12 protein-coding genes are annotated in these 14,441 nt (G+C 71.1%); 7 read left to right on the top strand and 5 right to left on the bottom strand.

Going from position 1 to position 14,441, the window contains the following annotated elements; translation table 11 throughout:
• The 3 genes from OF819_RS20295 to OF819_RS20285 form a co-directional block, all read right to left on the bottom strand.
• The coding region (locus OF819_RS20295) for an NADH-quinone oxidoreductase subunit C (protein ID WP_267245017.1) at positions 1–672 on the bottom strand (672 nt) is incomplete at its 3' end.
• Entirely contained in the window at positions 669–1,397 is a 729-nt protein-coding gene (locus OF819_RS20290; protein WP_267245016.1) for an NADH-quinone oxidoreductase subunit B, read from the bottom strand. The genes OF819_RS20290 and OF819_RS20295, both read right to left, overlap by 4 nt.
• Positions 1,388–1,789, bottom strand: coding sequence for an NADH-quinone oxidoreductase subunit A (locus OF819_RS20285; protein WP_267245015.1), 402 nt, complete (start codon positions 1,787–1,789; stop codon positions 1,388–1,390). The genes OF819_RS20290 and OF819_RS20285 overlap by 10 nt, the downstream gene beginning before the upstream one ends.
• Before the next feature lie 181 nt (positions 1,790–1,970).
• Here OF819_RS20285 and OF819_RS20280 point away from each other — a divergent pair, with 181 nt between their 5' ends.
• The 7 genes from OF819_RS20280 to OF819_RS20250 all read left to right on the top strand — a co-directional run bounded on the left by OF819_RS20280 (position 1,971) and on the right by OF819_RS20250 (position 11,873).
• A complete protein-coding gene (locus OF819_RS20280; protein WP_267245014.1) occupies positions 1,971–3,149 on the top strand; it encodes a sensor histidine kinase in 1,179 nt (392 codons plus the stop codon).
• A gap of 236 nt (positions 3,150–3,385) precedes the next feature.
• Positions 3,386–4,708: a sensor histidine kinase gene (locus OF819_RS20275; protein WP_267245013.1), complete on the top strand. Its 1,323-nt coding sequence runs from the start codon at positions 3,386–3,388 to the stop codon at positions 4,706–4,708.
• Positions 4,709–4,977: 269 nt separating this feature from the next.
• Positions 4,978–5,637, top strand: coding sequence for a response regulator transcription factor (locus OF819_RS20270; protein WP_267245024.1), 660 nt, complete (start codon positions 4,978–4,980; stop codon positions 5,635–5,637).
• A gap of 270 nt (positions 5,638–5,907) precedes the next feature.
• A complete protein-coding gene (locus OF819_RS20265) occupies positions 5,908–7,896 on the top strand; it encodes a 2-oxoacid:acceptor oxidoreductase subunit alpha (protein ID WP_416370580.1) in 1,989 nt (662 codons plus the stop codon).
• Positions 7,889–8,950 (top strand): 2-oxoacid:ferredoxin oxidoreductase subunit beta, encoded by a 1,062-nt coding sequence (locus OF819_RS20260; RefSeq protein WP_267245012.1) that lies wholly within the window; start codon positions 7,889–7,891, stop codon positions 8,948–8,950. The genes OF819_RS20265 and OF819_RS20260 overlap by 8 nt, the downstream gene beginning before the upstream one ends.
• 217 nt (positions 8,951–9,167) lie before the next feature.
• A complete protein-coding gene (gene rarD / locus OF819_RS20255; protein ID WP_267245011.1) occupies positions 9,168–10,142 on the top strand; it encodes an EamA family transporter RarD in 975 nt (324 codons plus the stop codon).
• 417 nt (positions 10,143–10,559) lie between these two features.
• A complete protein-coding gene (locus OF819_RS20250; RefSeq protein WP_267245010.1) occupies positions 10,560–11,873 on the top strand; it encodes a M28 family metallopeptidase in 1,314 nt (437 codons plus the stop codon).
• Between the two features lie 97 nt (positions 11,874–11,970).
• On the opposite strand, the gene OF819_RS20245 is transcribed toward OF819_RS20250, so the two are convergent.
• Both OF819_RS20245 and OF819_RS20240 read right to left on the bottom strand, forming a co-directional pair.
• Positions 11,971–13,242: a LolA family protein gene (locus tag OF819_RS20245; protein ID WP_267245009.1), complete on the bottom strand. Its 1,272-nt coding sequence runs from the start codon at positions 13,240–13,242 to the stop codon at positions 11,971–11,973.
• Between the two features lie 159 nt (positions 13,243–13,401).
• Positions 13,402–14,412 carry a polyprenyl synthetase family protein gene (locus tag OF819_RS20240; protein WP_267245008.1) on the bottom strand — a complete coding sequence of 337 codons (1,011 nt, stop codon included), beginning with the start codon at positions 14,410–14,412 and terminating at the stop codon, positions 13,402–13,404.
• Between the last annotated feature and the right edge of the window lie 29 nt (positions 14,413–14,441).

Here is a 14,441-nt window from a genome sequence, read left to right as displayed (position 1 = left end):
GCCTTCGCCCGCGGTGCGGGTGCGGCGCGGAGGGCGTTCGCCCGCGGCGCGCGCGGCACGGGCGGGGCGCGCCGGGGCCGGGGGGAGCTGCCCCTTGAGGGGACCCCACTCGTTCGGGTCGGGCACGCCGGGCGGCAGCATCTGACGGCGCTTGGGCCCGCCGTGCGCTGCGCCCGCCGCGGGCTCCCCCGGCTCCTTGGCTCCCGGCCAGGCCTTCGCCACCCGCGCCGCCAGCACGAAGTCCTTGCGCAGCGGGTGCCCCTCGAAGCCTTCGGGGAGCAGCAGCGGCGCCAGATGCGGATGGCCGGTGAACACCACGCCGAACATCTCGTGCGTCTCCCGCTCGTGCCAGGCCGCGCCCGCGTAGACGCCGACCGCCGTCGGCAGCTCGGGTGACTCGTGAGGCACGGTCGTCCGCACCAGGAGACGGCGCACCGCGCCGCCCTCGACGGAGGCGACATGGGCGCAGATCCGGAAGCCGGCGCCCGGCTCGTCAACGGCGCTCAGCCAGTCGAAGTAGGTGCAGCCCAGCTCGTCCCGGGCGGTCTCAAGGGCGGAGATCCAGGAGCCCGCGGGGACGTCGACGGTCAGCAGGTCGTAGGTGTGCTCGGCCGTGGCCTCTTCGCCGAAGATCTCGGCGACGGCGTCGGGGAGCCGGTCGTAGCCGTTCACCGCGCCTCCTCCCCCGAGGCCCCGGTGGACGGCGTCGACGTCGGCGTGGACGTCGGCGTGGACGTCGGCGTGGACGTCGGCGTGGACGTCGGCGTGGACGTCGGCGTGGACGTCGGCGTGGGCGTGGGCGGGGTGACCAGGCCGCTGCGCAGCTCGCCCACGGAGGCCCGCCCGCCGGAGCCATGGCCGTACCGCTCGCCGAGCGACTCGCGGGCGATCTTCTCCTGGAGCTTGAGGATGCCCTGGAGGAGCGCCTCGGGACGGGGCGGGCAGCCGGGCACGTACACATCGACCGGGATGATCTGGTCGACGCCCTTGGTGACGGAGTACGAGTCCCAGTAGGGGCCGCCGCAGTTCGAGCAGGCGCCGAAGGAGATGACGTATTTCGGCTCGGGCATCTGCTCGTACAGCCGCTTCACGGCCGGGGCCATCTTGTCCGTCACGGTGCCGGAGACGATCATCAGATCGGCCTGACGCGGCCCGGGCGCGAAGGGGATCACGCCGAGGCGGATGAAGTCATGGCGGGCCATCGACGCCGCGATGAACTCGATGGCGCAGCAGGCGAGGCCGAAGTTGAACACCCACAGGCTGTAGCGGCGGCCCCAGTTCAGGACCACCTTCATCGGCTCGGGGGCCAGCCGGGCGAGCGCGCCGAGCCGTCCCCTGCCTGCGGCGGGAGCCGGCCCGGGGTCGGGCAGGTCGACGGGGGTCGGGGTCACGTCCATGTCAGGACCCCCTTCTTGTACGCGTAGAGCAGTCCCACGGCCAGGAAGCCGAGGAAGATGAACATCTCCACCAGCGTCGTCGCACCGTATCCGGCGGCGGCGAAGACGGTCGACCAGGGGAAGAGGAAGATCGAGTCAACGGCGAAGATCACATACAGAAACGAGTAGACGTAGTAGCGGACCTGGGTGTGGGCCCAGCCCTCCCCCACCGGGTCGACGCCGCACTCGTACGTCAGCAGCTTCTCCCGCGTGGGCACGACGGGCCGCAGCAGCCGCCCCGCGCCGAAGGCCACGGCGACGAACAGCACGCCGATGAGCGCAAGCAGCCCCACGACCGAGTAGCTCTGGAAGTACTCCGCCGCGAGCACGGTCGACACGGTCGGTTCCGGCACGTCAGCCCCTCGCTCCCTGACCTCGATGGCACTCTGTTCGACGATCTGTACGCACGGGAGTCTAGGCCCTGCTAAAGAGACCGTAAGCAGGCGTCTCACACACGGGTGGGGTTATCCCCACCCGCCCCCACCCCATGTACCCCATGGTGCGCCCCGGATCCGGCCTTGGATGCTGTCGGGTATGACCGCGCAGACTGCCGTCCCCGACCCTGACCGGCCGCCGCCCGCCCGCCTTGCCTACGACGGCGGCACCTGGCGGGAAATCGCGCATCAGCTGGCGAATCTGCCGATGGCGCTCATCGGATTTATTTACGTGGCGTTCATGATTTTCACCGGCGTCGGGCTGTCGGTGACGGTGGTCGGCCTGCCGTGGCTGGCGCTCGGCCTCGCCGGGGCGCGGCTGGTCGGCTGGGCGGAGCGCGCCCGGTCGCGGGCGCTGCTGGGGGTGCGGATCGACGAACCGAGCGGTCTCGGCGTGCTGCCGCGCAAGGGCGGCTTCCTTCCCTGGATGTGGCTGCGGCTGAAGGACCCGGTGGGCTGGCGGAGCGTCCTGTACTGCCTCATCCGGCTGCCGTGGGGGGTGCTGACGTTCAGCGTCACGCTGACCGGCCTGTTCGTGCTGTGGCCTGTGCTGCCGTTCCTGGTGCGCGGCATGGCCGACCTCGACCGGGCGATGGTGCGCGGGCTGCTCGGCCCCTCCGACGAGCTGGAGCGGCGGATCGCGGAGCTGGAGTCGGACCGGGGCGTCGTCGTCGACACCGCCGCCGCCGATCTGCGCCGGATCGAACGCGACCTCCACGACGGCGCACAGGCCCGCCTCGTCGCCCTCGCCATGGGCCTCGGCCTCGCCAAGGAGAAACTCCTCGACGACCCGGACGCCGCGGCGGCCATGGTGGACGAGGCCCACGGCGAGGTGAAGCTGGCGCTCCAGGAGCTGCGCGACCTGGCCCGCGGCATCCACCCCGCCGTACTGACCGACCGCGGCCTGGACGCCGCACTGTCGGCGGTGGCGTCGCGGTGTACGGCGGCGGTGCGGGTGACGGTCGATCTGGACCAGCGGCCGGCGGAGGCGATCGAGGGCATCGCCTACTTCACGGTCTCCGAGCTGCTGCAGAACGTCAGCAAGCACGCGCGGGCCACGCGGGCGTCGGTGGACGTATGGCGGGCCGGGGACCGGCTGATGCTCCAGGTCCAGGACGACGGCCAGGGCGGGGCGCGGATCGACGGCGGTACGGGGATGGCGGGGCTCGCGGAGCGGCTGGGGGCGGTGGACGGGCTGTTCGTCCTCGACTCGCCGGAGGGCGGGCCGACGGTGGTGACGGCGGAGCTGCCGTGGCGCTCGCGCGAGGCGGGTGGGTGACGATACGGGGGTCCTGGGGCTCCGCCCCAGACCCCGTTTCCGGGGGCTCCGCCCCCGCGCCCCCGCGCCTCAATCGCCGGCGAGGCTGGATTGTGCGGGTCCCCGCGCCTCAAACTCCCCCAGCCACCTCCCCCAGCTTCCGGGGTGGGGAAAACCCCCGCCCAAGACGGAGAGACCCCTCATGGTGACCGACGCCCGCGCCCCGCAGGCTGGTGGGCATGAGGAGAGCTGAGCCCATGCACCCGTACCCCGCCGCACCCGCCCCGCCCCGCAGGCACGCGCTGCCGGCCGCCGTCCGGGCGCCGCTTGAGGGGCGGACGTGGCGGGAGTTCGGGTATCTGCTGGTGGGGCTGCCGGTGAGCGTCGTGTTCTTTGTGTTCGCGGTGACGGCGGTGTCCCTGGGCGCCGGCCTGCTGATCACGTTTCTCGGGGTGCCGATTCTCGCCGCGGGACTCGCCGGGTGCCGGGCGCTCGGTGCGGTGGAGCGGGCGCGGGCGCGGGCGCTGCTGCGGGCCGAGGTGGCCGATCCGGCGCCGCTGCGGCCCGCCCGGAGCGGCCTTATGGCATGGGTGGGCGCGGTCCTGAAGAGCGGGGCCTCCTGGCGGCATCTGCTCTACGCGCTGCTGCACTTCCCCTGGGCGGTGTTCGCGTTCTGCGTCTCGGTGACGTTCTGGCTGTACGGCTGGGCGGCGCTGGCGTACCCGCTGTGGCAGTGGGTGTTCCCGCGCTATCTGGACCAGCCTGGCATCGCGCTCTTCGGCGATTCGCGGGGGCGGCAGCTCTACGCCGACACCCCGTTCGAGATCGGCGTCGTCTCCGCCGTCGGGCTGCTGCTCGTCCTGGTCACCCCCTGGATCATCCGGGGGCTCACGACGGTCGACCGGCTGCTGGTGGCCGGGCTGCTCGGTCCCTCCCGGCTGGACAGCCGCGTCGTCGAGCTGGAGTCGGACCGGGGAGTCGTCGTCGACACCGCCGCCGCCGATCTGCGCCGGATCGAACGCGACCTCCACGACGGCGCACAGGCCCGCCTCGTCGCCCTCGCCATGGACCTCGGCCTCGCCAAGGAGAAACTCCTCGACGACCCGCAGGCCGCCGCCCGCATGGTCGACGAGGCCCACGGCGAAGTGAAGACCGCCCTTCAGGAGCTGCGCGACCTGGCCCGCGGCATCCACCCCGCCGTACTGACCGACCGCGGCCTGGACGCCGCACTGTCCGCCGTCGCCTCCCGCTGCACCGTGCCGGTGACCGTGGAGGTGGATCTGCCGGCCAGGCCCGCGCCCGCGATCGAGGGCATCGCCTACTTCACCGTCTCCGAGCTGCTGCAGAACGTCAGCAAGCACGCCCGGGCCTCCCGCGCCTCGGTGGACGTATGGCGGGCCGGCGACCGGCTGATGCTCCAGGTCCAGGACGACGGACGGGGCGGCGCGCGGACCGACGGCGGCACAGGGCTGGCGGGGCTCGCGGACCGGCTGGACGCGGTCGACGGCGTCCTGGTCGTGGACTCGCCCCGCGGCGGCCCCACCTCCGTCACCGCCGAGCTCCCCTGGCGCAGCGGCTGACCGCCCCTCCGGCCCGACGGCCAGCCGCCCGCCCGGAGAACAGACCCGAAGAACAGACCCGAGGAGCAGAACAGCCGGCGGAACGTCCCGTACCGCCGCCCCGCCCCGCAAAGACGCCCGCTCCCGCCCCCGACCTGGGATGCTTGTCAGGCAGACCCGGCAGACCGGCAGACACGCCGGACGCCGGAGAACAAGCACACGGCAAGCAGACAGCCACACAGAGACACCAGGGACACAGGGGGCAGGGCGTCGTGGAGGACCGGGACAGGGTGCGCGTGGTCATCGCCGAGGATTCCGTGCTGCTCCGGGAGGGGCTCACCCGGCTGCTCACCGACCGCGGGCACGATGTCGTGGCCGGCGTCGGCGACGCGGACGCGCTGATCAAGACCGTGGGCGACCTCGCCGCCCAGGACGCGCTGCCGGACGTCGTCGTGGCCGATGTGCGGATGCCGCCCACGCACACCGACGAGGGCGTGCGCGCGGCAGTGCGGCTGCGCCGGGATCACCCCGGCATCGGGGTGCTGGTGCTGTCCCAGTACGTCGAGGAGGAGTACGCCACCGAGCTGATCGCCGGCAACAGCCGGGGCGTCGGCTATCTCCTCAAGGACCGGGTCGCCGAGGTCCGCGAGTTCGTGGACGCCGTCGTCCGGGTGGCGGGCGGCGGCACCGCCCTCGACCCCGAGGTGGTGGCCCAGCTGCTCGGCCGGAGCCGCAAACAGGACGTGCTGGCCGGTCTCACACCCCGCGAGCGGGAGGTCCTCGGTCTGATGGCCGAGGGCCGGACGAACTCCGCGATCGCCCGGCAGCTGGTCGTCAGCGACGGCGCGGTGGAGAAGCACGTCAGCAATATCTTCCTCAAGCTCGGCCTGTCCCCCAGTGACGGGGATCACCGGCGTGTACTGGCCGTGCTCACCTACTTGAATTCCTGACCGACTGACATCCTGTCAGGTGTCAAGTCAGCCACAAGTCAGCCGTCAGCCCTACAACCGAAGAATGAGCAGGGAGCGTCTTTTCCAGAAGGGCCGTAGCCACCCGGGGGGCGAGCCAACCATGACAAACCAGGGCGACACGACGTCTCAAAAAGATGTCCAGCATATGAGCGGTCTGAGGAAGGGCACCCTTACCGACGTAGGGTTGGCCCAGGCACGGCCGGTGGGCCGGCCGGGCCCGAGCAGCCGCCTCGAGGGAGGTCCAGTTCAGTGACCAGCCAGGTCAGTAGCCCAGCGGAGCAGACCGACGACCCGGAGCAGAGGACCGACGACGCCCAAAAGGCGCGGTCCCGTCCGGATGGCGAGACGGTCATGGGCGGGCAGCGTCCGCCCGGCGAGGCCGGTGAGAAGGAGGTCCGCCGACTGGACCGGGTGATCATCCGGTTTGCCGGCGACTCCGGCGACGGCATGCAGCTCACCGGAGACAGGTTCACCTCGGAGACCGCGTCCTTTGGAAACGATCTCTCCACGCTGCCGAACTTCCCGGCCGAGATCCGGGCCCCCGCCGGCACGCTCCCCGGTGTGTCGTCGTTCCAGCTGCACTTCGCCGACCACGACATCCTCACCCCGGGCGACGCCCCGAACGTGCTGGTGGCGATGAATCCCGCCGCGCTCAAGGCGAATATCGGCGATGTGCCGCGCGGCGGCGAGGTGATCGTCAACACGGATGAATTCGCCAAGCGGGCGATGGCCAAGGTCGGCTATGAGACCTCCCCCCTCGAAGACGGCTCGCTGGACGGCTACCGCGTGCACCCGGTGCCGCTGACGACGCTGACGGTCGAGGCGCTCAAGGAGTTCGGGCTCTCCCGCAAGGAGGCCGAGCGGAGCAAGAACATGTTCGCGCTCGGGCTGCTGTCGTGGATGTACCACCGCCCGACGGAGGGCACGGAGTCCTTCCTGCGGTCGAAGTTCGCCAAGAAGCCGCAGATCGCGGAGGCGAACATCGCCGCGTTCCGCGCCGGCTGGAACTTCGGCGAGACGACCGAGGACTTCGCCGTCTCCTACGAGGTCGCCCCGGCGGGCTCCGCCTTCCCCACCGGCACGTACCGCAATATCTCCGGGAATCTGGCCCTGTCCTACGGGCTGATCACCGCGTCCCGCCAGGCGGACCTGCCGCTCTTCCTCGGCTCGTACCCGATCACCCCGGCCTCCGACATCCTGCACGAACTGAGCAAGCACAAGAACTTCGGCGTGCGCACCTTCCAGGCCGAGGACGAGATCGCCGGGATCGGCGCCGCGCTCGGCGCGGCCTTCGGCGGCTCGCTGGCTGTGACGACCACCTCCGGGCCGGGCGTGGCGCTGAAGTCCGAGACGATCGGGCTCGCGGTCTCACTGGAGCTGCCGCTGCTGATCGTGGACATCCAGCGCGGCGGGCCCTCGACCGGCCTGCCCACCAAGACGGAGCAGGCGGACCTGCTGCAGGCGATGTACGGGCGCAACGGCGAGGCCCCGGTGCCGGTGGTCGCGCCCCGCACCCCGGCCGACTGCTTCGACGCGGCGATCGAGGCCGCCCGGATCGCGCTGGCCTACCGGACTCCGGTGTTCCTGCTCTCCGACGGCTACCTCGCCAACGGCTCCGAGCCCTGGCGCATCCCCGACCTCGACGAGCTGCCCGATCTGCGGGTGCAGTTCGCCACCGCCCCCAACCACACCGCCGAGGACGGCGCCGAGGTCTTCTGGCCGTACAAGCGCGACCCGCAGACGCTGGCGCGCCCCTGGGCGGTGCCCGGCACGCCGGGTCTTGAGCACCGCATCGGCGGGATCGAGAAGCAGGACGGCACCGGCAATATCTCGTACGACCCCGCCAACCACGACTTCATGGTGCGCACCCGCCAGGCGAAGGTCGACGGCATCGAGGTGCCCGACCTCGCCGTCGACGACCCGGACGGCGCGCGGACGCTGGTGCTCGGCTGGGGGTCCACCTATGGCCCGATCACCGCGGCGGTGCGCCGGCTCCGCAAGGAGGGCCTGCCGATCGCGCAGGCCCATCTGCGCCATGTCAACCCGTTCCCGGGGAATCTCGGGGAGGTTCTCGGGCGTTACCGCAAGGTGGTCGTCCCCGAGATGAACCTCGGCCAGCTCGCCACTCTGATCCGGGCGAAGTATCTGGTCGACGCCCACAGCTACAACCAGGTCAACGGCATGCCGTTCAAGGCCGAGCAGCTCGCTTCGGCGCTCAAGGAGGCCATCAATGACTGAGACAGCGTCTTCTCTGCTGTCCCTGGTGCCCAAGGCCGAGGCCAAGCAGTCCATGAAGGACTTCAAGTCGGACCAGGAGGTCCGCTGGTGCCCCGGCTGCGGCGACTATGCGATCCTCGCCGCCGTACAGGGCTTTATGCCCGAACTCGGCCTGGCGAAGGAGAACATCGTCTTCGTCTCCGGAATCGGCTGCTCATCCCGCTTCCCGTACTACATGAACACCTACGGGATGCACTCCATCCACGGCCGCGCCCCCGCGATCGCGACCGGGCTCGCCGCATCGCGCCGCGATCTGTCCGTCTGGGTCGTCACCGGTGACGGCGACGCGCTCTCCATCGGCGGCAACCATCTGATCCACGCCCTGCGGCGCAACGTCAACCTCAAGATCCTGCTCTTCAACAACCGGATCTACGGGCTGACCAAGGGGCAGTACAGCCCCACCTCCGAGCTGGGCAAGGTCACCAAGTCGACGCCGATGGGGTCGCTGGACGCCCCCTTCAACCCCGTGTCGCTGGCGCTCGGCGCCGAGGCCTCCTTCGTCGCCCGCACCGTCGACTCCGACCGCAAGCACCTCACCGAGGTGCTGCGCCAGGCGGCCGACCACCAGGGCACCGCGCTGGTGGAGATCTACCAGAACTGCAATATCTTCAACGACGGCGCGTTCGAGGTCCTCAAGGACAAGCAGCAGGCCCAGGAGGCGGTCATCCGCCTGGAACACGGGCAGCCGATCCGCTTCGGCGCGGACGGCGGGAAGGGCGTCGTCCGGGACCCGGAGACCGGCGATCTGGCCATCGTCGCCGTCACACCGGAGAACGAGTCGCGGATCCTCGTCCATGACGCGCACGCCGCCAGCCCCACCACGGCCTTCGCGCTCTCCCGCCTCGCCGACCCCGACACGCTGCACCACACGCCCATCGGGGTGCTGCGCAGCGTGCGGCGGCCGGTGTACGACACGCTGATGGCCGATCAGCTCGATTCGGCCATCGAGCAGAACGGCAAGGGCGATCTGGCCGCGCTGCTCGCCGGGAGCGACACCTGGACGGTGGTGGGCTGACGCCAGGGCCTTCTGACGACGTCAGGCAGAGGGGTGCGGGACCCGGTCCCGCACCCCTCTGCCGTGCTTCCTGCCTGCCGCTTGCCGCTTCCCGTGTACGCCCGGTGCCCGGGCGGCGACCGTCGCACGAACGTCATGACCGTATGCCGATACATGCATGACATCCGCCCGTGCGCGGCGTACCTTCATCGAGGGTTGGCGCGTGCAGGGAGGTCCGGTGGCAGCACAGATATCGACGGCATCACAGGGGGAGCAGCGGGCGGGACTGCTGTACGGGATCGGGGCCTATGGCATGTGGGGCCTGGTCCCGCTCTTCTGGCCGCTGCTGAAGCCGTCCGGGGCGCTGGAGATCCTCGCCCACCGCATGGTCTGGTCCCTCGTCTTCGTCGCTCTGGCGCTGCTGGCGCTGCGGCGCTGGGGCTGGGCGCGCGAGCTGATCCACGCCCCGCGCAAGCTGGGGCTCCTCACCCTCGCCGCGACCGTGATCACGGTCAACTGGGGTGTGTACATCTGGGCGGTCAACTCCGGCCAGGTCGTCGAGGCGTCGCTCGGCTACTTCATCAACCCGCTGGTCACCATCGCCATGGGCGTGCTGCTGCTGAAGGAGCGGCTGCGCCCGGCGCAGTGGGCGGCGGTCGCCATCGGCTTCGCGGCGGTGCTGGTGCTCGCGGTCGGATACGGCCGGCCGCCGTGGATCTCCCTGGTGCTGGCGTTCTCCTTCGCCTGCTACGGCCTGATCAAGAAGCGGGTGAACATCGGCGGGCTGGAGTCGCTGGCCGCCGAGACGGCCGTCCAGTTCCTCCCGGCGCTCGGCTTTCTGCTCTGGCTCGGTGCGGACGGCTCGCTGTCATTCGGCGCACACGGCGCGGTGCACGCCTCCCTGCTCGCCGCGACCGGCCTGGTGACGGCGCTGCCGCTGGTCTGCTTCGGCGCGGCGGCGATCCGGGTGCCGCTCTCCACGCTGGGGCTGCTGCAGTATCTGGCGCCGGTCTTCCAGTTCCTCCTCGGGGTCTGGTACTTCCATGAGGCGATGCCGCCGGAGCGGTGGGCGGGCTTCGCCCTCGTCTGGCTGGCGCTCACCGTGCTGACCTGGGACGCCCTGCGCACCGCGCGCCGCAACCGCGCGGCGGCGGAGCGGCTGGCGGCGGCGCACACCGCCCCGGCGGAGGCGAAAGCGGAAGCCAGGGCATAGGCGCCCTACGCCCCCGCGTCGACCCCCAGCGCCTGAACCACCTCGGCCATGACGCGCCGGAAGTGCGCACGCCGCCGCCTCCCGCTCGGCGGCGTCCGCCAGTGCTCCTGATGGAAGCGGAGCACGCTCCCGCCCATCGCGCACCAGCGAGGCGGCCCCATGGCGACGGGAGGCGGAGGTCGCGATCCAGACCATCAGCCGTCCGCTATGTGAACATCACTGACCGGTTTCCGCCCTTGACGGTGAGTCAGTACCTCCCTGACCATTCAGCACACGCCGCGCACCAATAGCCGCCCCACGAGCCGGCCATTGTCTGCGCGCTCTGCGCGCCGTTAGCTCCAGCGCTCTGGGACACCGCCGTCCCCGGGCGTCACGCACGTTCCGTCCTGTCCCCGTACGGAATACCGGAGCCCCCACATGAGTCTCTCCGTCCCCAGACGCACCGCCGCCGTCGCGGCACTGGCCCTCGCCGGGCTGCTGGGCGCCGCCGCGCCCACGACGGCAGCACCGGCCACGGCCGCACAGGCCGCCGCCCCCGACATACCCGTGGCCAACGTCAAGGCGCATCTGACGCAGTTCCAGTCGATCGCCTCCGCCAACGGCGGCAACCGCGCGCACGGCCGCCCCGGCTACCGGGCGTCCCTCGACTACGCGAAGGCGAAGCTGGACGCCGCCGGATACACCACGACCGTGCAGCAGTTCAGCTCCAACGGCTCGACCGGCTACAACCTGATCGCCGACTGGCCGGGCGGCGACCCGAACGACGTCCTGATGGCGGGCGCCCACCTCGACTCGGCCTCCTCAGGACCCGGCATCAACGACAACGGCTCGGGCTCGGCGGGGGTGCTGGAGACCGCGCTCGCCGTCTCCCGGGCCCAGCTGGAGCCGGTGAAGCATCTGCGGTTCGCCTGGTGGGGCGCCGAGGAGGTGGGGCTAGTCGGCTCCCGGCACTACGTCAACAGCCTGCCGTCCGGCGAGCGTTCAAAGATCTCCGGGTATCTCAACTTCGATATGATCGGATCCCCGAACCCCGGCTACTTCGTCTATGACGACGACCCTGCCCTCGAAGCCACGCTCAAGGACTACTTCGCCGGAATCGGCGTCCCCACCGAGATCGAGACCGAGGGCGACGGCCGCTCCGACCACGCCAACTTCAAGAACGCCGGCATCCCGGTCGGCGGGCTGTTCACCGGAGCGGGCCGCTATAAATCCAGCGCCCAGGCGGCGAAGTGGGGCGGCACGGCGGGCCAGCCCTTCGACCGCTGCTACCACCGCTCCTGCGACACGACCTCGAACATCGACGACACCGCCCTGGACCGCAACAGCGACGCCATCGCACACGCCGTGTGGACGCTCGGCGCCGAGCCGACCACCCCGCCCGACGGCGACGTCTACGAGAACACCGCCGACGTCTCCATCCCGGACTACGGAGCCGCCGTCACCTCCTCCGTCACCGTCACCGGCCGCACCGGCAACGCGCCCTCCGCGCTCCGGGTGGGCGTGGACATCAAGCACACCTGGCGCGGCGATCTGGTCATCGATCTGCTGGCTCCGGACAACAGCGCGTACCGGCTGAAGAACGCGAGCGGCGGCGACTCGGCGGACAACGTCATCGAGACGTACACGGTGAACGCCTCCAGTGAGACCGCGAACGGCGTCTGGCAGCTTCGCGTCCAGGACGTGGCCCGCTATGACACCGGCTATATCGACAGCTTCCGGCTGACCTTCTGAGCCCGGCCGGGGCCGCAGACCGCCACCCCCCACAGGAGACTGCATGCGCGTGCTCGGCGGCACGCGCATGCAGTCCTCCGTCAGCTGCGCAAAGGCGTCACTTCGCTTCGCCGGCCGCCTTCACCAGCGCGTCCTTGGTCACCGCGCCGACATAGACCGTGCCGTCTTCCGTCATCAGGGCGTTGACCAGCCGCGTGGAGAAGAAGGTGCCGGAGCCGAACTTCCCCTCGACCTTGTCGCCGAAGGAGTCCAGCAGCCCACGGGCCTCCGGCGGCAGATCCTCGGCGCCCTCCGCCCCGGACAGGGCCGCGCCGCCCGGCGTCTCGATCCTGGCGATGGAGGTCCAGCCCTCGCCGATGACGTTCAGGCCCTGGAAGTCCTCCAGGGCTTCCGGCTTCTCCCCGTGCTTGCCGCCCTCGCCCGGCTCTTCGGTCCCCTCGTGCCGCCGCTGGGGCTCGTCGGCCTCGGTCACCTTCGTCCCCTTCGGCGGGGTGAAGTCAAAGACGGAGGCGTCCGGCCTGGAGAAGTCGACCTTGGTGAATCCGGCGTCGATCGCGGCCTTGCCGCCGCTGCTCGGGATCAGTGTGAACTTCAGCGGCACGCCGTTCTGCGCGTCCACGGCTATCTTGACCGAGCCGACCGTCGAGCCCTCCTGCTTGGGCTTGACCACCAGCTGGTAGGCGTCGCGCCCGGCGACCTGCGCCGTGCCGCCGACGGTCACGGAGGTGGTCTCGTCCGCCGCCTTGAGCACCTCGTCGGCCAGCTCCCTGGGCGTGGCGGGGAGGTCGTCCGGGAGGGGCTCCGCCGGCTCGTCCGCGGCCGCACCGGCCCTCTTCTCCGTGCCGTGCACGGCCTCCTTCGCGGCGCTGTCGTACGCCCAGAACTCCTCGCCGTCGTGGATCAGGCTGTACTCGTCCGCGCCGTCGACGATCGTCAGCCGCTGCCGGTCGGGGCCGTCGGCGGCGACCCGCAGGGTGTGCGTGCCCGTGGCCAGCTCCATCAGCTTCGCCTCGGGCGAGGCTGCCGAGCCGGGGCCCGAACCGGGGCCCGAGCCGTTCCCGCCCGCCGCGCCGGCCAGGCCGCCGAGGTCCGAGAGCCCGGCGATCGCCGGGAGCCCCAGATCCGTACGGATCTTCACGGTCCCGGAAAACTGCTCGGCGTCCGATGCGGCCATCTTCTCGATCAGCTCCTGTGCGCTGATCTTCGGCAGGTCCGGGTCGCCGGACGCCGCGAGTGCCGGGACGAGCCCGATGGTCGCCGCGGCGGCCCCGGCCACCGCGACCGGGACGAGATAGCGGGCGGCCTTGCGGCGGCCCGCGGTGAGGTCCTCGGCCTCTTCGGCGGTCTGTGCGCTGTCGTTCGGTGCCATGGTGTGCCCTCACCCGATTCGGTCTGAGTGGTCAGCAGTGGTGTATTCATCTGACCAAATCGGTGCTGCGGAAGCGTCAGACCGCGGAAGCAAGTTGGCGTACTGCTCCGGTATGACGGCGGACCCTGACAGCTCCCCCATCCAGTAGGGGTCGGGGCGTCAGCCGGCGCGGTGCACCACCGCGTCGCACAGCTCCGCGAGCGCCGCCTTGGCATACCCGTCGGGCAGCGGGGCGAGCATCGCCCGCGCCTCCTCCGCGTACCGCACGGTGTCCCGGCGGGCCTGCTCCAGCGCCGGGTGCGCGCGCAGCAGCCGCAGCGCCTCCGCGTGCCTGGCGTCGTCCGTGAGATCCCCTTCGAGCATCTCGACCAGCGACAGGTCCTCTTCCCGCCCGTGCGCCGCGGCCCGTGCGCGCAGATGGAGCACCGGCAGCGTGGCGATCCCCTCGCGCAGATCCGTGCCGGGCGTCTTGCCCGACTCATGCGAGTCGCTGGCGATGTCCAGTACGTCGTCGGCGAGCTGGAAGGCCACGCCGAGCCGTTCCCCGTACTGGGTCAGCACATCCACGACGCTCTCATCCGCGCCCGACATCATCGCGCCGAAGCGGCCGGAGACGGCGATCAGCGAACCGGTCTTGCCGCCGATGACGTCCAGGTAGTGCCCGACCGGGTCGCGGCCGTCGCGCGGTCCCGCGGTCTCCAGGATCTGGCCCGTGACCAGCCGCTCGAACGCCTCGGCCTGGATGCGCACGGCCTCCGGGCCGAGATCGGCCAGTATGTGTGAGGCGCGCGCGAAGAGAAAGTCACCCGTGAGGACGGCCACCGAGTTGCCCCAGCGGGCATTGGCGCTGGGCACACCGCGGCGCACCTCTGCCTCGTCCATCACATCGTCGTGGTACAGCGTGGCGAGGTGGGTCAGCTCGACCACGACCGCCGAGGGCACCACGCCGGGCGCGTAGGGGTCGCCGAACTGGGCGGCGAGCATCACCAGCAGCGGGCGGAAGCGCTTGCCCCCGGCGCGCACCAGATGCTGGGCCGCCTCCGTGATGAAGGGCACATCGCTCTTGCAGGCATCGAGCAGCCCCGCCTCGACAGCCGCCAATCCGGTCTGGACATCGGCTTCAAGAGCCTGGTCCCGCACGCTCAGCCCGAACGGCCCGACGACGGTCACGAGGGGGTCTCCTGTCTGCTGATGATCAC

Origin of the sequence: Streptomyces sp. PR69 (assembly GCF_026420845.1) — a bacterium.
GTDB lineage: Bacteria > Actinomycetota > Actinomycetes > Streptomycetales > Streptomycetaceae > Streptomyces.
Note: the sequence above shows the minus strand (reverse complement) of the source record. Positions and strands in the feature narration are given on the sequence as shown.